At 63.1% G+C, this 19,203-nt stretch carries 15 protein-coding genes and 1 pseudogene; 7 read left to right on the top strand and 9 right to left on the bottom strand.

From position 1 onward, the window contains the following. Positions 1–16: 16 nt before the first annotated feature. Both LB552_RS20145 and LB552_RS20140 read right to left on the bottom strand, forming a co-directional pair. Positions 17–1,951 (bottom strand): bifunctional 5-dehydro-2-deoxygluconokinase/5-dehydro-2-deoxyphosphogluconate aldolase, encoded by a 1,935-nt coding sequence (locus LB552_RS20145; RefSeq protein ID WP_224609697.1) that lies wholly within the window; start codon positions 1,949–1,951, stop codon positions 17–19. Between the two features lie 155 nt (positions 1,952–2,106). Beyond that, on the bottom strand, positions 2,107–2,952 hold the full coding sequence (locus tag LB552_RS20140; RefSeq protein ID WP_181174827.1) for a MurR/RpiR family transcriptional regulator: 846 nt from the start codon (positions 2,950–2,952) through the stop codon (positions 2,107–2,109). A 157-nt stretch (positions 2,953–3,109) separates the two neighbouring features. On the opposite strand from LB552_RS20140, the gene LB552_RS20135 reads away from it, so the two are divergent. Further along, positions 3,110–4,219, top strand: coding sequence for a Gfo/Idh/MocA family protein (locus LB552_RS20135; protein ID WP_224609696.1), 1,110 nt, complete (start codon positions 3,110–3,112; stop codon positions 4,217–4,219). Between the two features lie 69 nt (positions 4,220–4,288). On the opposite strand, the gene LB552_RS20130 is transcribed toward LB552_RS20135, so the two are convergent. The 7 genes from LB552_RS20130 to iolE form a co-directional block, all read right to left on the bottom strand. Then, entirely contained in the window at positions 4,289–5,227 is a 939-nt protein-coding gene (locus LB552_RS20130) for a sugar phosphate isomerase/epimerase family protein (protein ID WP_224609695.1), read from the bottom strand. A gap of 33 nt (positions 5,228–5,260) precedes the next feature. Continuing rightward, positions 5,261–6,253 carry an inositol 2-dehydrogenase gene (gene iolG, locus LB552_RS20125; RefSeq protein WP_224609693.1) on the bottom strand — a complete coding sequence of 331 codons (993 nt, stop codon included), beginning with the start codon at positions 6,251–6,253 and terminating at the stop codon, positions 5,261–5,263. Positions 6,254–6,316: 63 nt separating this feature from the next. Next, positions 6,317–7,135: a carbohydrate ABC transporter permease gene (locus LB552_RS20120; RefSeq protein ID WP_095768049.1), complete on the bottom strand. Its 819-nt coding sequence runs from the start codon at positions 7,133–7,135 to the stop codon at positions 6,317–6,319. Further along, positions 7,132–8,037, bottom strand: coding sequence for a carbohydrate ABC transporter permease (locus LB552_RS20115; protein WP_224609691.1), 906 nt, complete (start codon positions 8,035–8,037; stop codon positions 7,132–7,134). Before LB552_RS20115 ends, LB552_RS20120 begins: the two co-directional genes overlap by 4 nt. After that, the gene (locus LB552_RS20110; protein ID WP_224551448.1) at positions 8,037–9,350 is read right to left on the bottom strand and encodes an extracellular solute-binding protein; all 1,314 of its coding nucleotides are present in this window, start codon (positions 9,348–9,350) and stop codon (positions 8,037–8,039) included. The genes LB552_RS20115 and LB552_RS20110 overlap by 1 nt, the downstream gene beginning before the upstream one ends. Continuing rightward, entirely contained in the window at positions 9,347–10,444 is a 1,098-nt protein-coding gene (locus LB552_RS20105) for an ABC transporter ATP-binding protein (protein ID WP_224609689.1), read from the bottom strand. The genes LB552_RS20110 and LB552_RS20105 overlap by 4 nt, the downstream gene beginning before the upstream one ends. Before the next feature lie 27 nt (positions 10,445–10,471). Further along, a complete protein-coding gene (gene iolE / locus LB552_RS20100; RefSeq protein ID WP_224609687.1) occupies positions 10,472–11,383 on the bottom strand; it encodes a myo-inosose-2 dehydratase in 912 nt (303 codons plus the stop codon). 536 nt (positions 11,384–11,919) lie between these two features. On the opposite strand from iolE, the gene LB552_RS20095 reads away from it, so the two are divergent. From LB552_RS20095 to LB552_RS20070, 6 genes and pseudogenes are all read left to right on the top strand, one after another. Beyond that, positions 11,920–13,392: a PLP-dependent aminotransferase family protein gene (locus LB552_RS20095; RefSeq protein ID WP_224609685.1), complete on the top strand. Its 1,473-nt coding sequence runs from the start codon at positions 11,920–11,922 to the stop codon at positions 13,390–13,392. Between the two features lie 203 nt (positions 13,393–13,595). Then, positions 13,596–14,522 carry an ArsR/SmtB family transcription factor gene (locus LB552_RS20090; RefSeq protein ID WP_224609683.1) on the top strand — a complete coding sequence of 309 codons (927 nt, stop codon included), beginning with the start codon at positions 13,596–13,598 and terminating at the stop codon, positions 14,520–14,522. A gap of 184 nt (positions 14,523–14,706) precedes the next feature. Then, positions 14,707–16,214 (top strand): annotated as a pseudogene (locus LB552_RS20085) (alpha-N-arabinofuranosidase). A gap of 43 nt (positions 16,215–16,257) precedes the next feature. Beyond that, positions 16,258–17,349, top strand: a complete 1,092-nt coding sequence (locus LB552_RS20080; RefSeq protein WP_224609680.1) for an ABC transporter ATP-binding protein — start codon at positions 16,258–16,260, stop codon at positions 17,347–17,349. A 1-nt stretch (position 17,350) separates the two neighbouring features. Next, the gene (locus LB552_RS20075; protein WP_224609678.1) at positions 17,351–18,286 is read left to right on the top strand and encodes a carbohydrate ABC transporter permease; all 936 of its coding nucleotides are present in this window, start codon (positions 17,351–17,353) and stop codon (positions 18,284–18,286) included. Next, a complete protein-coding gene (locus LB552_RS20070) occupies positions 18,283–19,131 on the top strand; it encodes a carbohydrate ABC transporter permease (RefSeq protein ID WP_224609676.1) in 849 nt (282 codons plus the stop codon). The genes LB552_RS20075 and LB552_RS20070 overlap by 4 nt, the downstream gene beginning before the upstream one ends. Positions 19,132–19,203: the final 72 nt, after the last annotated feature.

Genomic DNA, 19,203 nt, shown 5'->3' with positions numbered 1-19,203 from the left:
TCCTTCAGCGGTCTTGTTATGCGGCTTTGCGGCCGCGCGCGGCAAGCCATGCCTCGGTCAACTGCTCGAAGCGCGCGGCCATGTCGGCGATCGCCTCATCATCCGACATCCTGCCGGCCAGCCATTGTTCGGCGGCGTTGACAAAGATGGTGCGGCCGACGGCAAATCCCTTGACGATCGGCGCATTGGCGGTGGCGGCAAACGCCGCCACCAGCTCGTCCTGCGGCGCTTCCAGCCCGAGCAGCACCACGCCACGGCACCAAGGATCGTTCCTGACGATCACCTGTTCGATCTTCGCCCAGGCGCCTGCCGATGCCTGCGGTTCGAGCTTCCACCAGTCGGGCTTGATGCCCAGCGCATAAAGCTCTTCCAGTGCGCGCGGAATGGTGGTGTCGTCGAGCTTGCCATGCTTGCCGGCGATGATCTCGACCAGCAGTTCGCGGCCGACTTTCCGCGCCGCCTCGAACAAAGCACGCAGCTTCTGCTGCTGCTCGCTCTTCAGTGCTTCCGGATCGTCCGGGTGATAGAAGCACAGGCATTTGATGCAATGGTCGACAGGCCATTCGGTGAGCTGCGAGCCGATATCCTGCGAAAACTCGAAACGCAGCGGCCGCGATCCCGGAAGCTCGACCGGGCGGCCGAGCCAGGCGAAGGGATGGCGGGCGAATTCGAACATGGCGTCGCGGCCATATTTTTCGTCGATCAGCATGCCATAACCGTCGCGGCCGGCGGCGACCTTTGCCGCCGCCTTGACGGTGAGCACCTTGAAATCGGGGATGCGCGCAACGTCGGCCCCGACCTTGGCGGCAACGTCTTCCAACTGCACACGATGGTCGCAGGCCAAAGCCATCAGCGAGGGAATGTCGCGTCGGCGCGTGGTTGCCCAGTGGACGTGGTTGATCGCCTCGTCTTTGCGCAGCGCCAGATGCTTGCTGCCATGCTTCAAAAAGAACTGCAGCTCCTCGAAGGTCGGATATTCCGGCGCGCAGAGCAGGCGCGACACCGCGAAGGCGCCGCAGGCATTGGCCCAGGTCGCGGCGGTGGCAAAGCTTTCGCCGCCGAGCCAGCCGCGCAGGAACCCCGACATGAAGGCGTCGCCGGCTCCGAGCACATTGTAGATCTCGATCGGAAAACCCTTGCCGAGGATGCCGTCCTCGAGGTCCTCGCTGATCGGGCCGTCATAGACGATGCAGCCCTTGGCGCCGCGCTTGAGCACGATGGTGGCCGAGGACAGCGCGCGGATCGTCTTCAGCGCGCTCAGGCAATCGTCGGCGCCCGAGGCGATCATGATCTCTTCCTCGGTACCGACGATGAGATCGCAATCCGGCAGCACGGTCTTCAGCTGCGCCGAGACGCGGTCCGACTTGACATAGCGCTCGAAGCCCTCGGCATGCCCGGCAAGGCCCCAAAGGTTCGGGCGATAGTCGATGTCGAAGACAACCTTGCCACCACGGGCCTTCATCAGGCGGATCGCCTTGCGCTGCGCGGCATCGGAATTCGGCCGCGAGAAGTGCGTGCCGGTGACGACCACCGAGCGCGCCGAGGCGATGAAGGCCTCATCGATATCCTCCTCGGCCAGCGCCATGTCGGCGCAGTCCGAACGATAGAAAATCATCGGCGAGACGCCTTCGCTTTCAACCGAGAGCAGCACCAGCGCCGTCAGCCGCTCCTTGTCGGTCTTCAGCCCGTCGACCGAGACGCCCTCGCGCCGAAGCTGCTCGCGGATGAAGCGGCCCATCTGCTCGTCGCCGACGCGGGTGAGCAGCGCGGAGCGCAGGCCGAGCCTTGCCGTGCCGACGGAAATATTGGCCGGGCAGCCGCCGACGGATTTGGCGAAAGAGGTGATGTCCTCCAGCCGCGAGCCGATCTGTTGGCCATAGAGATCGACCGAGGCGCGGCCTATGGTGATGACGTCGAGCGGCGGGTATTTCCCTTCCACGGCTTCGCCCATTCGAACCTCCCATCGGCCTTGTTGTGCAGAGCAGCGTTTGTTTTGGACAGCACGCGCCGGCGACGGCGTGGTGTCGTCAATATGAAATATTAATTCCAATCTACAGTCAATATGGAATGAGCATTCCCGAACCGAAAAGCGCTCGTCTGGGAGGCTCAGCCCTTGCGTCGGCGCCCGGTCTCGCGGCGTTTCTCGCCCACGGCGACAGTCAGCGCCATGGCCAGCGCCATCGTCGCCGAGATCGAGCGGAAGCCGCCGAAATCGGCCTCGGCGACCTCGAACCAGACCTTGGCGAATTGCGCCAGCGGCGAGAAGGACGAGTCGGTGATCGCCACGATCGGCACGCCCTGCTCGGCGATCGAGCGCGTCTCCTCGATGGTCGCCGGCGCGTAAGGCGAGAAGCTGATGGCGATGACGGCGTCGCGCGGCGTGGCGAAGCCGATCATCTCGGCGTTCAGCCCCGCGGCCGATTCCACCAGTTGGTTGCGGATCTTGAGCTTGCCCAGCGCATAGGCGATGTAGGACGCCACCGGATAGGAGCGGCGCTTGGCCAGCACATAGATTGTCTCGGCCTTAGCCAGGAGCGCCACCGCCTCCTCGAAATGGGCATCGTTGAGCGAGCGCGAAATGTCGCCCAGCGAGGTGCTGGCGGCGGCGACGAAGCCGTCGAAGATCGCCCGATGCCCGCGGCCTTCCTCGGCCTTGGCGCGCAACGCCGCCAGCCGCTCGTCATAAGAGGAGTTGCGCTCGCGCAGACGCTCGCGGAAAACCTGCTGCAGGCTGGTGAAGCCGTCGAAGCCGAGCTGCTGGGCAAAACGGATCAGCGTCGAGGGCTGCACGCCGGCCGAGGCGGCGATGCTCGCCGCCGTGCCGAAGGCGATGTCGTCGGGATTGTCGAGCGCATAGGCGGCGATCTGCGCGATGCGCTTGGGCAGGCTCGCGCGTCTGTCCAGGATCGTCGCGCGCAGCGTTTCGAAATCGCGAGGCACCCGTTCGTCCATCGTCGCTCCGCCCACGCTCATAAGGTTTGTCTCTCTCCTGCCTCATCATAGCGAGTTCGCGCAAGAACACCATAAAAAATGATTTAGATATTCCATTCTTTATCAAAATAGACTAATTCATCCACGCATACTTTCCTTTATCCTGGAGACAATCGACATGGTCGGAGTGGGCCTCATCGGCACTGGCTTCATGGGCAAGTGCCACGCCATCGCTTGGAACGCGGTGGGCACCGTCTTTCCCGATGTCGACAAGCCGAAACTAGTGCATCTGGGCGAGGTGAATGACGAGCTTGCCAAACGCAAAGCTGCCGAGTTCGGCTTCGCAAAAGGCTCCGGCGACTGGCGCGCCGTGGTCGAGGATCCGGATGTCGAGATCGTCTCGTTGACCACGCCGAACCAGTTCCACCCGGAAATGGCGATCGCCGTTCTCGAAGCCGGCAAGCATCTGTGGTGCGAGAAGCCTATGGCGCCGAGTTTCGCCGAGGCCGAGGCGATGGCGAAGGCCGCGAGGACATCCGGCAAGGTCGCCGTGCTCGGCTACAACTACATCCAGAACCCCGCCATCCGTCATATCGGCGCGCTGCTCGAGGAAAAGATCATCGGCGACGTCAACCTCGTGCGCATCGAGATGGACGAGGACTTCATGGCCGACCCGGAAGCGCTGTTCTTCTGGAAGCACGAGGCTTCGTCCGGCTACGGCGCGCTCGACGATTTCGCCGTGCATCCGCTGTCGCTGATCAGGGCGCTGTTCGGCCGCGTTTCGCGCGTCATGTGCGACATGGTCAAACCCTATGCCGACCGCAAGACCGCTTCCGGCGCCCGCCGCGCGGTCGAGACCTATGACATCGCCAGCGTCTTGATGCATCTCGAGAACGGCGTTGCCGGCTCGCTGCTGGTCAACCGCTCGGCCTGGGGCCGCAAGGGCCGCATCGCCATCCAGATCTTCGGCTCGAAGGGCTCGATCCTCTACGACCAGGAGCGGATGAACGAGTTTCAACTCTACCTCACCGCCGATCGGCCGACCGAGCAGGGCTACCGAACCATCCTGGTGGCGCCGCACCACAAGCCCTACGATTCCTTCCTGCCGGCGCCTGGCCATGGCCTCGGCTTCAACGACCTCAAGATGATCGAATGCCGCGAGCTCCTGATGCGCATTGCCGGCAAGCCGGCCCGCATCATCGACTTCGACGAGGGGCTGGAGATCGAGCGCACCGTGCATGCCATGGCCCGTTCGTTCCACGAGCAGCGCTGGGTCGATGTGAGGTGAGCCTGCCGGCCATCGAGGCCGCCGGAACGGGCGGCGATCACCTACCAATGCAGGACCGGATCTGAGCATTCAGGCCAGGTTGATAGCGACGTTGCGCAGCAGCGCCACGGATTTGCGCATGCCTTCCATCGGCGACAGCATCATGTCCTCATGCTCGATCGACAGCACGTCGTCATAGCCGGCCTGCTTCAGCGCGGTGCAGAACTGCCGCCACCAGGTCTCGCCGTGGCCGTAGCCCAGCGTGATGTAATTCCAGGCCCTTTCGGCAAACTGATTTGGCGGGCGCGCATCGAGCGTGCCGTCGACGGCCGCCGGTATCGGTTCGATGCGTGTGTCCTTGGCGTGGACATAGTAGATGGCCGAGCCAAGCTTGCGCACGGCGGCAATGGGATCGGCGCCCATCCACATCGGATGGCTCGGATCGTAGTTGGCGCCGACCGTCTCGCCGACCGCATCGCGCAGCCGGAACAGCGTCTGGACATTGTATACGGCCTGATGTCCATGCAGTTCCAGGCAAAGCTTCCTGATGCCCAGATTGTTCGCAAATCCGACGAGATCGCGCCAATACGGGACGATGCAATCGTCCCACTGGTAGCGCTGGATGTCGGCGCATTCGGGCGGCCAGTCGGTGATGATCCAGTTGGGGTTGGCATCGCCCGGGCCGCCTGGCAGCCCGGACATCATCACCACCCGGTCGATGCCCATCAGGCTCGCCAGCCGGATCGTGTCCTCGGTCACTTGGCGATGCTGCTTGCCCTGCGGTCCCGGATGCAGCGGGTTGCCGGAGCAGTTGAGCGCCGCGATCGTCAGCCCATGGTCGCGAACCTTGGCGACGAATTCGGTTCGGATCGCGGCACTGTCCAGCATCGCCGCAAGGTCGATATGCGGCGCGGACGACCAGTTGCCACAGGCGAACTCCAGCGTCTCCAGCCCGAGATCGGCCGAGGCGCGCAGCATCTCGTCGAAGGACAGGTTGCCGAGGCTGTCCGTGATCATGCCAATCTTCATTTCGGGACTCCCGCTTGCCTTCACACCATCCGCTTAGAGTTTCACCGGTTCGAACCTGCCGGACCGAGCCGACGCAAGCGCCGCCTCGCAAAGGATCATGGCCTTGCGCCCATCGCTGGCCGTGACTGCCGGACTCCTGCCCGTCTCGACGCAGGTGATGAAGTGATCGATCTCGGCGGCGTAGGACTCGGCATAGCGTTCGACGAAGAAGTAATAGGGTTTGTCGCGCGCTATGCCTTTGCCGCCGTACATTTCCACAGAGGTCGGCAGCCGGTTGCCGGCCTGCAGCATGCCGTCGGCGCCGTGCACCTCGATGCGTTGGTCATAGCCATAGGCGGCCCTGACGCTGTTGTTGATGTGACATTGCCGGCCGGATGCCGTTCGCAGGATGAACATCGCCGTGTCGTAATCGCCGAGCTTCCTGTATTGCGGCGCAACAAGCGAGGAGCCGGTCGCGAAGAGCTCCACAGGCTCTTCGCCAAGCATGTTCCGCGCCATATCGAAATCGTGGATGGTCATCTCGCGAAAGACGCCGCCGCCTCCCGCCAGCGCTTCCTCGGTCTCCGGTTCGGGATCGCGGCTGGTGATGATGACCTGCTCGACGGCGCCGATTTCGCCGCCGTCGAGGCGCTCCTTCAGCGCCCGGAAGCTCGGATCGAAGCGGCGGTTGAAGCCGATCTGGAACGGCACGCCGGCTTTCGCCACAGCGGCCAGGCACTCGTCCGTGCGCTTGAGGTCGAGGTCGATCGGTTTCTCGCAGAAGATCGCCTTGCCCTTTGCCGCCGCTGCCATGGCAAGCTCCGCGTGCGTGCGCGTGGCCGAGGCGATGAACACCATTTTCACTGCCGGATCGTTCATAACGGTTTCGGTGTCCACGATCTCGGCGCCGGTTACGGCGGCGACCTTCTCGGCCGCCTCGCGATTGGGATCGACGACGTAGCGCAGCCGCACCTTCGGGTGGCGCGCGAGATTGCTCGCATGCACGCGGCCGATCAGCCCCACCCCGAACAGACAAACATCCATCATGCGTTCGACTTTCTCATCAGGCCGCTCCAGCGCTGCCGGCCGGTTCGTGTATCCGAGCGGCAATCATTTCACCGCGCCCATGGTCAGCCCGCGCACCAGATGCCGCTGCACCAGGAGTGCGAAGAAGACGATCGGCAACGCGCCGATGACGCCGGCGGCCGCCATCGAGGCCCAGTCGGTATCGATGCGCCCGATGAGTGTGGCGGTGCCGCGCGGCATGGTCATCGCCCGCGGCGTCGCGGTCAGCGCCAGCGCGAAAAGGAATTCGTTGAAGGTGACCAGCACGGCGAAGATCGCGGTGGCCGCGAGCCCTGGTGCCGCCAATGGCAGCGTGATGCGGCGGAAGGCGCCGAAGCGTGAATCGCCGTCCACCATGGCCGCCTCCTCGAGGTCGACCGGGATCTCGCGGAAGAAGCTCTCCATCATCCAGACGCAGAAGGTGACGTTGAAGGCGGTGTAGGTGGCGATCAGGCCGAGCCAGCTGTCGAGCAGCCCGAGGCTCAGCATCAAGAGATAGACGGGTATCAGGATCACCACCGGCGGGATGATGCGCAGTGTCAGGAGGAAGAGACCGATCTTGCGCTCCGCGGCGAATGGCAGGCGGAACCTCGCGATCGCGTAGGCGCCCATCGCGCCGAAGACCAGCGCTATCGCGACCGAGAAGAAGGTGACCACCACCGAGTTCGTCAGGTAGGAGCCGAACTGCTTTTCGGTGAACAGCCTGACGTAATTGTCGAGCGTCGGCACATGCGGATAGAGGGTGCCTTCCTGCGTGATCTCGCGGTTGGACTTGAGCGAGGTGGACACCAGCCAGTAGATCGGCAGCAGCACCACTGCCAGCACGAAAATGGTGGTGAGGATGCGCGCCAGGCGGGTGCTCATGACGCGTCGATCCTGCGCAGGAGCCTGATGGCGCTGAAGGCCAGCGCGAGCACGACGAGGCCGATCGTCACGAACAGCGCCGCCGCGTATCCGGTCTGCTGGAATTTGAAAGCGGTGTCGTAGCCATAGATCGAGATCAGCCTCGTCGCTTCGCCCGGCCCGCCCCGGGTCAGCACGAAAACCTGGTCGAAGGTGCCGAAGGCATCGATGGTGCGGAGCACGATGGCGACCGCCAGCACCGGCCGCATCATCGGGAAGGTGAGATCGGCGAAGACGCGCCAGGACCCGGCGCCGTCGACGCGCGCCGCCTCGAACGGCTCGTGCGGCAGCGACTGCAGGCCGGCGAGCAGGATCAGGAACATCAGCGGCGTCCACTCCCAGACGTCGAGCACGACAAGGCCGATGAAGGCATTGAGCGGGTTTCCGAGGATCTGGACCCCGCCGCCGCCCATGGCCTCTGAGAGCGCCGTCAGCATGCCGGCATCGCTGGCGTAGATCAGCCTGAACAGGATGGCGACGACGACCGGCGTGATCACCATGGGAATGATCAGCACCGTCCTGAGCAGCCGAATGCCGCGGAATTCGTGCAGGCAGAACAAGGCAAGCGCGAAGCCCAGCACTGCCTCGATCGAAACCGACAGCGCCACGAACTTGACGGTGACCCACAGCGAATTCAGGAACTGTGCGTCACTCCAAAGCTGCACATAGTTCCGGAAGCCGACATGGGAGACCGGCGAGCCGTAGCGGTAAGCCCTGGTGCTGGCGCGCAGCCCGTCCCAGAGCGGGTAGACGAGCACGCCGAGCACGATCGTCAGGCCCGGCGCCAGCATGAGATAGGGGAGAGCGAGGTCGAGCCCCGCCCCCTGCAGGCGATATTTGCGTGCCTGCATGCCGGTGTGCATCAGTAGTACCCGGCCGTGGTCAGATAGTCCTTGACCTGCTTGGCCGCCGTGTCCAGGGCCGCACCGCCGCCGGAGCCGGCCTGCAAAGCCTTGTTGAGCTCGATGCCGAGCAGTTCCTCGACCTTCGCCCAGTCGGGGGTGCGCGGCCGCGGCAGCGCGCCGGCGTCGAGCTGCTGCAGGGCGACCGGTATCAGTCGGTTGCCGGGCTTGGCGATGCCGAAGGCGCTGCGCTTGACCGGGATCGAGCCCGCCTCCGAGAGCTTGGCCTGAGTTTCGGCGCTGACGTACCACTTCAGGAACTCGATCGAATTCGCCTTGTTGGGCGCTGATTTCGGCACGCCGGCGATGAAGATGCCCATCTGGGCGATCGCCTTTTCCTGCTTGGGCACAACGCCGAAATCGAGCTTGCCGGCCACCTTGGTCTGGGCGGGGTCGTCCGCCTTCAATGCGTTGCCCGAATATTGGATGATCGCCCCTGCCTCCCCGCCGAGGATCGCCGCGCCCTCTTGGTCGGAGTCGAACTCGACCACGCCGCTCGGCGCGTTCTGCTTCATCGTGCCGACGAAGAAATCGGCCGAGGCCTTGCCTTCGGCCGAATTGAAGATCGGGTTCCACTTGTCGTCGAAGAACGAGCCGCCGAACGACAGGAAGACCGGATACCAGCTGGTGACGATCGGGTTGCCGGAAACGCCGCGGAAGACGACCGGGTATTTGATCTTGCCGGCCGCGACGCCTTCCTTGCCCTTGGCGATCACCTCGTCCCAGGTCTTGGGCGCACCGCCGGTGAAGACGTCGTTGCGATAGGTCAGCGTCTGCAGGTCGCCGACGAAGGGCACGCAGATCAACGTTGGCTTGGCGTTCTCGAAGCCCTTGACGCGCGGCCCCTTCTGCGGCGGCCAATAGCCCATGTCGATCATCGCGCCGATCCAGTCTTTGTCCGACCCATCGATGCCTCCGGCGCCAAGATCCTCAAGCACGTTGGCGGCGCCGAACTGCGGCACCCATGGGTCGTCGAGCAGGTAAAGGTCATATTGGCCGGCGCCGCTTTGGGCGTCGGCGAACCACTTCTCAAGCGTCACCCCGTATTCGTCCTCGAGGAACTGGATGTCGAAGCCCTGCTCCTTGGCCAGCGGGATGATCTTTTCCTTGAACGGCGTCAGGCCGCCATCGGCGAAGGCGCCGATGATCACCTTCTTTCCGGCGGCGCGGGCAGGCATCGGCAGGCCAAGCGTGGTGAGGGCGGTGGTCGCTAAGGCCAGGCCAAGCCCACCCTTGATGACGGAGCGGCGAGTAAGTCTGCTTGAATGCATCATGTCACTCTCCCATTGTTGTTGACCCTGTGGACGGCTGTCAGGCCGTCCGAATTGAAGAAACAGGCGTTCGCCGGGTCGAAGGCGACGCCGATGCTTTCACCCACCACGCCCCTGAAATCGCGGCCGGCCCGGACCGAGACGTTGCCGCCTTCGAGGCGGACATTGACCAGCGTCTCGTTGCCCATCGGTTCGACGACGTAGATTTCGCCGGGCAGGGCATCGGGTGTGCCGACACCGGCAGCGCTGCAGTCCTCCGGCCGGAGGCCGATTTCGGCGACGGAGGAGGCGCGGCAGGCAGCAAGCCGCGCGGCGTCCAGTGGGACGACCTTGCCGGCCACGATGATGCCTTGCTCGCAAAGCGCTGCCGGCAGAATGTTCATCGGCGGATTGCCGACGAAGGTGCCGACGAAACGGTTCGCCGGGCGGTCGTATATCTCGATGGGCGGCGCCATCTGCTGCAGCTCGCCGCCATGCATGACGGCGACGAAGTCGGCCATCGTCAGGGCTTCGACCTGGTCGTGGGTGACATAGATGGTGGTGGCGCTGAGGCGCTGGCAGAGCCGCTTGATCTCGCCGCGCATGGTGAGCCGCAGTCTTGCGTCGAGATTGGACAGCGGCTCGTCCATCAGGAAGGCCGCCGGGTCGCGCACGATGGCGCGGGCCAGCGCGACGCGCTGGCGTTGTCCGCCCGAGAGCTGGCGCGGACGGCGGTCGAGCAGATGGCCGATCTCGAGCACGGCGGCGACCTCGCCGATCTTGGCCTTTCGCCCGGCTTCGGGCGTGCCGCGTATCCACAGCGGATAGCCGATATTTTCGGCGACCGTCATCTGCGGATAAAGCGCGTAGCTCTGGAAGACCATGGCGATGTCGCGGTCGCGCGGCTGCAGCCGGGTGACGTCGCGTTCGCCGATAAAGACCTTGCCGGCGGTCGGCATGTCGAGCCCAGCCAGGATGCGCAGCGCCGTCGTCTTGCCGCAGCCCGACGGGCCGAGCAGGGCGAGGAATTTGTGGTCCGGCACCGCAAGGTCGAGCGATCGCAGCACGTTGAGCGCGCCGAAGCTCTTGACCACCTTCTGGTACAGAACCGAGCTCATTTCCCTCCCCGGCGCCTCATGCTTTCTTCAGGCCTTGCGCTCGTGGACGTAGAAACCCGCGCCCTCGGCCAGCCTCTTCAGATTCCGATACCCCATCGTCGCGTAGGTCAAGGGATGCGCCTTGGCCGGGTCCTGCTCGGCCTCGACCACCAGCCAGCCGGAATAGCCGTGGTCGGCCAGGATCTTTAAGAGCGTCGGATAGTCGATCGCGCCGTCGCCCGGCACGGTGAAGATGCCTTCCATCACCGCGCCCATGAAGCTCATGTCGGCCTCGCGCGCTTTCTTTAAGATGGCCGGGCGCACATCCTTGCAATGGACATGCACGACGCGGTTCCCATGCCGGCGCAGCAATTGCTCCGGTTCGCCGCCGGAAAAGGCGCAGTGCCCGGTATCGTAGAGCAGGCCAACCGCCTCGCCGGTTGTATGCATCAGCCTGTCGATCTCCGCGTCGGTCTCGACGATCGTGCCCATGTGATGGTGGAAGGCCATGCCGACGCCGAAATCGGAAAAGCGCTCGGCGAGCCGGGTGATCTTGGCGCCATAGGCCTTCCATTCCCCGTCCATCAGCTTCGGCCGCTGCGAGATCGGGTCGTGGATCGCGCCATGCCGGCCGCGCGAGGTGTCGGCATAGACGACGCGCCTGGCGCCGAGGTCGCGAAGCAGCGTCAGATGCGGCCGGATCGCCTCGAACTCCTCGTCCACTTCCTTTTCGCAGATGCGCCCGTCATACCAGCCGGAGACCAGCGCCAGCCCGTAATGGTCGAGGATGGGCCTCAGCGCACGGCTCTCGCGCGGGAACTTGCCGCCAAGCTCGGTGCCGGCATAGCCGGCCTCCGCGGTCTCGCTGAGGCAGGTCTCGAGCGGCGTGTCACCACCCAGTTCCGGCACGTCGTCATTGGTCCAGGTGATCGGGTTGATGCCAAGTCGAACTGTCGTCATTGCTCGCTTTCCGCCCCGCAGCCATGATGGCTGCGGGGTGTCCTGTCTCGGGAGGAGATGGCTGCGGTTGCCGGCGGCGGGGCGAAACCCTGCCGTTTCGTTCGGCAAGACGCCCTCCCAGCGCCGCGCCTCAGATGTCCCCGTCTTACATGTCCTTGTCGGCGTCTTACCCCAACGTCATTGAGCGAAGTCTACGCCGCTCTGTCTCCATCGCGAGGGCCAGTTTTCTGGAAAATAAAGGAACCAGTTTGTGCGGAGAGGCGGGTGTGGCAGGATGGGTAGATGGGCTACCTCGAAATCATTGATCGTCGGCGCGAGGCCCCCCTCTCTGGCCTGCCGGCCATCTCCCCCTCAAGGGAGGAGATCGGATGTCGCGCCGGCTTTCGCCAATCGCCGACGCCGCAAAGAAAAGCGAGGCGCCTGAACTGCCAATCTCCCCCCTTGAGGGGGAGATGTCCGGCAGGACAGAGAGGGGGGCGAAGGAACTCGACCTTGCAGCACAAGCGTGTCGCGGCACGCCATTGCGGGGTGTAACCATGCGCTCCCACCCCAAACCCCAGGCGTTCCCGCTCGACATGCTGGCCGTCAACCGCTCGAGCCCCGAGCACCTTTCGCGCCAGCTCTATCACGGCCTCGTCGCCATCATCCGCAACCGCGCGCTTCCCCCCGGCTCGGAGCTTCCCTCCACCCGCGCCCTGGCCGCCGAGCTCGGCCTTGGCCGCAACACCATCGTCGCCGCCTACGACCAGCTCGTCACCGAGGGCTATCTCGCCAACCGCCAGGGCGCCCGCCCGATCATCGTCGACCTGCCCGAAGGCCCGCGCGAGTCGCCGCGCGAGGAGCCGCCCGTGCCGCTGCGCCAGCCCTCGCTGCGCGGCCAGCAGCTGCTCAGCCAGCCCTATCACCACGGCAGGCCGGGGCATGTCGCCTTCCACCCCGGCATGCCGGACGCGCAGAGCTTTCCCTTCGGCGTCTGGGGCCGGCTGGTCGCGCGCCGCGCCAGCCATGGCGGCGAGACGCTGTTCGGCACCTATGACGTCACCGGCCATCCAGCGCTGAAGGAAGCGATCGCCGGCTATCTCTATTCCGCGCGCGGCGTGCGTTGTCGTCCCGAGCAGATCGTCATCACCACCGGCGCGCAGGCCGCCTTCGATCTTTTGGCCCGCCTGCTGTTTGATCCCGGCGACACGGTGTGGATGGAGGAGCCAGGCTATTACGGCGCCAAGGCCGCGTTCACCGTGGCCGGCGCAAGAATCCTGCCCATCCCTGTCGACCAGGAGCGCGGCTGGCGTCTCGACGCTCCACACTTCTCGCCCCGCCTCATCTATACGACGCCGGCCTGCCAGCATCCGCTCGGCATCACCATGCGCATGGAGGAGCGGCTGCGCCTGCTCGACATCGCCGAGACCGCGAATGCCTGGGTGATCGAGGACGATTTCGACGGCGAATACCGCTTTCAGGGCCGCCCCGTGCCGGCGATCCAGAGCATGGACCGCTCCGGCCGCGTCATCTATGTCGGCACCTTCGCCAAGCTTTTGTTCCCGGCGCTGCGCCTCGGCTTCATGGTGCTTCCGCAAGAGCTTGCCGGCCGCATCGTCAACGCGCTTTCCACCACCGGTCAGTTCGCGCCGCTGCTGCTGCAGGCCGCCTTGGCCGACTTCATCACCGAAGGCCATATGAGCCGGCATCTGAAGCGCATGCGCCGCATCTACGCCCAGCGCCGCCAGCTTTTTCGCGACATCGTGACCGAGCGCCTGCGCGATGAGATCACGCTGTCCCCCGCCGAAGCCGGCATCCAGGTGGTGGGCTATCTCAAGGATGGCATCGACGACATCAAGGTCAGCCAGGCCGCAGCAAAAAGGGCGATCAACGTCTCGCCGCTGTCGAAATATTTCCAGAACACGGCCCCGACGCAAGGCCTGGTGCTGGGCTATGCGGCGTGTGATGCCGCGCAGACGCGGGACGGGGTGGAGCGGCTGGCGCAGGCGATCCGCGAGACGCTGGGGTGAGGGTTTCGCGGCGCCGGTAAATGGCGCGCCCGACGTCCTGCTTGGCTAGGTCGCACGAGGCGGCAAGCCTGCCGAGGAACAAATGGCCTCTTCGCGGCCGCTCACCCAAAAAGGTGCATGGAGTGCCGCCGCCGCATTGATTGAATCAATTATCCCGATATACAAGCTGATTTCGGGTGCAAATCGCATAGGCTGGAAATCCATTGAGTCGCAATTTTCTGGTGATCGACCCTGAGGAGGGCATGGCCGTCCTCAAGGGCCTTGCCTCTTCGGCGCGCATTTCCATGCTGAGGCTGCTGCATGAGAAGGGGCCGATGAATGTCAACGAAATAGCCTCCGTGCTGTCGCTGCCGCAGTCGACGGTCTCGACCAATATCCAGGTGCTTGAGGATGCGGGCCTGATCCGCACCGAAAACCAAAAGGCGAAGAAAGGCAGCCAGAAGATCTGCTATCCGACCGCCGAGGAAGTGCTCGTGGTCTTCAAGAGCGAGTATCGTGCGCTCAAGAACGACGCGATCGAAGTATCGATGCCGATTGGGCTTTACACCGGCTTCGAGGTCACCGCGCCCTGCGGTCTCTGTTCGCCGGACGGGATCATCGGCCTGCTCGATGTTCCCAACACTTTCCTGGATCCGGACCGTATGAAGGCCGGTTTGTTGTGGTTCACGCGCGGCTTTGTCGAATATCAGTTCCCCAACAATGCCAAGCTCGCCAATACCGAGATTACCGAGCTCGAGCTGGTGGTGGAACTGTCCTCGGAAGTGCCGGGCACCAGCGCCGACTGGCCCTCCGACATCACGCTGACGATCAATGGCGTCGACGTCGGCACCTGGACGTCACCCGGCGATTTCGGCGACAAGCGCGGCGTTTTCACGCCCTCCTGGTGGAAGCTCAAGGGCTCGCAATATGGCAAGCTGAAGAACTGGCGAGTTTCCGCTGACGGAACCTATGTCGATGGTGTCAGGATTTCCGAGACCAGCCTCGCCGCCCTCGACCTGAAGGGTCATCATTCAATCCGCGTTCGTATCGGCGTCAAGGACGACGCCGAGCGTCCCGGCGGAATCAATATTTTCGGCAAGGGATTTGGAAATTACGATCAGGACATTCTGCTGAGGATCAAAACCGGTTGATATCGTCAAATCGGGTCTCAAAAATAGTGAAATAATTTCAAATATTTGGCTGCATTTGCGGCTGAGGCTGCTGGTTAATTGTCAGACTTTTGGCGGTTTTTCGCTTGACGAACGGATGCTGTTTCCCTTTGATATCTAATAAGGTGATTTAAATCACCATTTATGATACTCTCGGAGGGAATGCATGAAGGCGGCCGTTACGGCGCATCCACGTTATATCGTCTCGAAGATCGATCCCAGGCTCTATGGGTCCTTCATCGAGCATCTTGGGCGGGCGGTCTATACCGGCATCTATGAGCCCGGCCATGCGACGGCGGATGACAACGGCATGCGTCGCGACGTCATCGATCTTGTCCGGGAGCTCAAGGTTCCGATCGTCCGCTATCCCGGCGGCAATTTCGTATCCGCTTACAATTGGGAAGATGGCGTCGGCCCCAAGGAAGGGCGCCCGGTGCGCCTCGACCTTGCCCCACGTCGGAAAGCAATGAAGTCGGCCTGCATGAATTTGCCGACTGGTGCGCCTCGGCGAACACCGAGATGATGCTTGCCGTCAATCTCGGCTCGCGTGGGCTCGATGAAGCCCGCAACCTTCTGGAATACACCAATCATCCCGGCGGCAGCGAGTGGAGCGACAAGCGCATCGCCAACGGCCGCAAGGAGCCCTTTGACGTCAAGCTCTGGTGCCTTGGCAACGAGATGGACGGTCCCTGGCAGATCGGCCACAAGACCGCCGACGAGTATGGCCGCCTGGCCCACGAGACCGCCAAGGCCATGCGTGCCTTCTCCAAGTCGCTCGAGCTCGTGGTCTGCGGCTCGTCAAATGCCAAGATGCCGACATATCCGGAATGGGAAGCGACCGTTCTCGATCATACTTACAACGAGGTGGATTACATCTCGCTGCACATGTATTTCGACAATGAAGCCAACGACGCGCCAAACTATCTAGCCATGAGCGAGAAGCTCGACGCTTACATTGTCTCGGTCGCCGGCGTCATCGATTATATCAAGGCCAAGAAGCGCTCCAAGAAGCAGGTCTACATCTCGTTCGACGAATGGAACGTCTGGTACCATTCCAAGGAGCAGGACAAGAAGATCCTTGGCGGCAATGAGGGTTGGCCCTTCGCCCCGCCATTGCTCGAAGACATCTACAATTTCGAGGACGTGCTGCAGGTCGGCCTGATCCTCAACACCTTCATTCGTCGTTCCGACGTGGTCAAGATCGCGTGCCTGGCGCAACTGGTCAACGTCATCGCGCCGATCATGACCGTTCCCAACGGCCCGGCATGGCGTCAGACGATCTTCTATCCTTATCTCTATGCCTCGATCTACGGCCGCGGCAATGCGCTGGATCTGAAGGTGGAAAGCCCGACCTACAGCTCCACCGTTGCCGGCGATGTTTCCTATGTCGACGTCGCCGGAGTGCATGACACGGAAACCGGACATGTCACCTTCTTTGCCATCAACCGCCATTCGAGCGAGGAAATCGAAACCGCGATCGACATAGCGGGCTTCGGCGCGGCTGAGATCGTTGACCATCAGCTGATGGCGCATGCTGATCTGAAAGCCGTCAATTCGGCGCAGAACCCAAGCAATGTCAGTCCCAGGAAGGGGACCGGCGCGTCGCTGGTGGGCGGCAAACTGAGCCTGCCGCTGCCGCCCTATTCCTACCAGATGGTCCGCCTGAAGCTCTGACTTCAGGCGCATCGTCGTGCATGGGCTGAGGAGGAGCCTCGACGTGACGGCCGATATCGAGATCAGGAATGTGAGCAAGCATTTCGGCGCCATGACGGTGCTGGATGATCTGTCTCTCTCCATCAAGGCACGCGAATTCATCGTGTTTCTCGGACCCTCCGGCTGCGGGAAATCGACGCTTCTGCGCATGATCGCGGGCCTCGAGACTGTCGACACCGGCGAGATAGCCATCAACAACGAACGTATCGATCATCTGCCACCGGGCAAGCGCGGCATTGCCATGGTGTTCCAGTCCTATGCGCTTTATCCGCATATGAGCGTGCGCGACAACATGGCGTTCGGGCTTGAGAATATCGGCATGCCGCGCGACGTCATCGACGCGCGCATAAAGGAGAGCGCCCGCATCCTCGAAATGGAGCACCTGCTCGAGCGCAAGCCGGGCCAGCTCTCCGGCGGCCAGCGGCAGCGCGTCGCCATCGGCCGTGCGATCGTCAAGGAGCCGAAGGCCTTCCTGTTCGACGAGCCGCTCTCCAATCTCGATGCGGCATTGCGGACCCGTACCCGCATCGAGCTTGCCCAACTGCACCAGCGCCTGCAATCGACGATGATCTTCGTCACCCACGACCAGGTTGAGGCGATGACGCTCGCCGACCGCATTGTCGTCATGAACAATCGCAAGATCGAGCAGATCGGCTCTCCCATGGAGATCTACGACCGCCCCGCGACCAAATTCGTCGCAGGCTTCGTCGGCGCGCCGGCAATGAATTTTGTCGAGGCGACGCTCGACAGATCGAGCCGGAATGCCACGGCCAGGTTTGCGGACGGCGTATCGGTTCAGACCGAGATCGCCTCCGGCCAGACGAGCGATGGCAAATACACTTTCGGCATCCGTTCGGAAGACGTGCGCATCGTTCCCGTCGGGCAGGGCAATGCCGATGGCGTGGTCGATGTGCTTGAGCGGCTCGGCGAACGCACCTTGGTCTACGCCCGGCTTGGCGACGGCCAGCAGATCGTCGGCTCGGATGTCGGCAACAGCCGCGTCGCGGTCGGCGACAAGGTCGGGCTCGCCTTCGACGGCCGGAAATCGCATCTGTTCGGCGAGACCGGTCGCGCCTGGCACGCGGGGGAGGTCTGACATGGACGACCGACGGGCGACGCCGCGCACCACTCTTCCGGCCGCCGGCGTCAGAGCCGCAAGCGTCGATATCTACGCGCCGCAATGGCGAAACTTCATTTTCGTCGCGCCGTTCCTGTTCTTCTTCACGACGCTCCTGCTGGTCCCGCTGTTCTGGGGAATGTGGCTGAGTTTCCACAAGGCCGACACGTTCTCATCCGGAAACTTCGTCGGTTTCGGCAACTATATCAGGCTGTTTCACGACAAGGTGTTCCTGCAATCGGTCTGGAATACCTTCTACTTCGTGCTTCTGACGGTGCCGACCCTGGCACTGATCGGTCTTTTTCTCGCCCTTTGCCTCAACCGCCGCACGCGCACCGCCGCGGTGCTGCGGACCCTGTTCTTTTCTTCCTCGGTGCTGTCGGTCACGATCGTCACGCTGATCTGGCGCATCGTGTTCATTCCGAATGTCGGCCTTCTGTCGACGATCTACGGATGGTTCGGCGCAACCGCCCCGGCTTTCATTTCCGATCCCAGCCTGGCGATGATCGGCATCGCCATTGCTACCGTCTGGTGGTGCATCGGCCTGCCGATGATGCTCTTTCTCTCCGCCCTCCAGCAGATTCCGCAGGATATTTACGAAGCGGCAGCCCTGGACAATGCCAATCGCTGGCAGACGTTACGCTCGATTACGCTGCCGTCGATCAAACGAACCTTCGTCCTGGTGGTCATCGTCCAGATCGTGCTGCAGTTCCAGCTGTTCGGCCAGGCCTGGCTGATGACACGCGGCGGTCCGAACAACCTGACCAAGCCGATCGTGCTGTACATCTATGACACCGCGTTCCGCCGCTGGGATCTCGGCATGGGTGCCGCGGCTTCGGAGGTGCTGTTCATCCTGATCCTGATGGCGGCCATGGCCCAGTACCTGGTCACACGCAACAAGGCAGGTCAGGCATGAGGGCTCCAGCCATTTCCATCAAGGGACGCGCATTCGGCGACCGCGTGTTGCTGGCTCTGGTGGTCCTGCTTTCCCTGGTCATGGTCGCGCCGGTTCTGTGGGTAATCGGCCTGTCGCTCAAGGAAAATGCCGAGCTGATGGCAAATCCGAATTCGGTGTTTCAGGCGCCCTATACGCTCAAGAACTACATCAACACCATCGGCACCTCGTCGGTGTTCGTCTGGGTGCTCAACAGCATCATCGTCTCCGGAGGATTGACGCTCGGAACGCTGATCCTGTCATCGCTTGCCGGCTATGGCTTTGCACGGCTGAATTTCCCAGGCCGAAACATCCTGTTCGTGATCGTCCTCTTCGGCCTGGCGGTTCCGGAACAGGCCGTGCTTGTCGCCCGCCATCAGATCTTCAGCATGCTGAACTTCCACAACACCTATCACGGGCTCATTCTCCCGGGCCTGTCGGCTTCTTTCGGCGTCTTCCTGATGACCCAGTATTTCAAGGCCATCCCGAAGGAGCTGGACGAAGCCGCCATGCTGGACAATGCCGGCCGGTTCAGGACGTTCTGGAAGGTTCTTTTGCCGCTCACGGTGCCCGCCCAGGCAACCCTCGGCATCTTCACCTTCCTCGGCGCGTGGAACGATTACTTGTGGCCGCTGATCTCGGCAACCAAGAAGGATATGTACACGCTGACGGTCGGCATGGCCTCGACACAGACCAATTTCGCCCAGTCCGAAGGCATCGGCTTCTTGATGGCGCAGGCGATGTTCGCCGGCGCGCCGATCCTGATCGTCTACCTGTTTTTCCAGAAATACATCGTCACGGCCGTCTCGGGCGCCGCGGTGCGATGACGAGATTGCCTGACGGCGGGCGTCGCAGCGATTGAAGCATGAAGCCAGTCCAGCGTGGAGTGGCGCAGACTC

It is taken from the genome of Mesorhizobium sp. CA7 (genome assembly GCF_020165015.1).
Classification (GTDB): Bacteria; Pseudomonadota; Alphaproteobacteria; order Rhizobiales; family Rhizobiaceae; genus Mesorhizobium.
The sequence above is the reverse complement of the archived record's forward strand: the minus strand, read 5'-3'. Positions and strand labels throughout refer to the sequence as shown.

Excerpts from the sequence above, each read along its gene's own strand:
- LB552_RS20105 (WP_224609689.1), bottom strand. The coding sequence starts at position 10,444 with ATGAGCTCGGTTCTGTACCAGAAGGTGGTCAAGAGCTTCGGCGCGCTC.
- LB552_RS20140 (WP_181174827.1), bottom strand. The coding sequence starts at position 2,952 with ATGGACGAACGGGTGCCTCGCGATTTCGAAACGCTGCGCGCGACGATC.
- LB552_RS20145 (WP_224609697.1), bottom strand. The coding sequence starts at position 1,951 with ATGGGCGAAGCCGTGGAAGGGAAATACCCGCCGCTCGACGTCATCACC.
- iolE (WP_224609687.1), bottom strand. The coding sequence starts at position 11,383 with ATGACGACAGTTCGACTTGGCATCAACCCGATCACCTGGACCAATGAC.
- LB552_RS20130 (WP_224609695.1), bottom strand. The coding sequence starts at position 5,227 with ATGAAGATTGGCATGATCACGGACAGCCTCGGCAACCTGTCCTTCGAC.
- iolG (WP_224609693.1), bottom strand. The coding sequence starts at position 6,253 with ATGATGGATGTTTGTCTGTTCGGGGTGGGGCTGATCGGCCGCGTGCAT.
- LB552_RS20110 (WP_224551448.1), bottom strand. The coding sequence starts at position 9,350 with ATGATGCATTCAAGCAGACTTACTCGCCGCTCCGTCATCAAGGGTGGG.
- LB552_RS20120 (WP_095768049.1), bottom strand. The coding sequence starts at position 7,135 with ATGAGCACCCGCCTGGCGCGCATCCTCACCACCATTTTCGTGCTGGCA.
- LB552_RS20070 (WP_224609676.1), top strand. The coding sequence starts at position 18,283 with ATGAGGGCTCCAGCCATTTCCATCAAGGGACGCGCATTCGGCGACCGC.
- LB552_RS20095 (WP_224609685.1), top strand. The coding sequence starts at position 11,920 with ATGCGCTCCCACCCCAAACCCCAGGCGTTCCCGCTCGACATGCTGGCC.
- LB552_RS20135 (WP_224609696.1), top strand. The coding sequence starts at position 3,110 with ATGGTCGGAGTGGGCCTCATCGGCACTGGCTTCATGGGCAAGTGCCAC.
- LB552_RS20115 (WP_224609691.1), bottom strand. The coding sequence starts at position 8,037 with ATGCACACCGGCATGCAGGCACGCAAATATCGCCTGCAGGGGGCGGGG.
- LB552_RS20075 (WP_224609678.1), top strand. The coding sequence starts at position 17,351 with ATGGACGACCGACGGGCGACGCCGCGCACCACTCTTCCGGCCGCCGGC.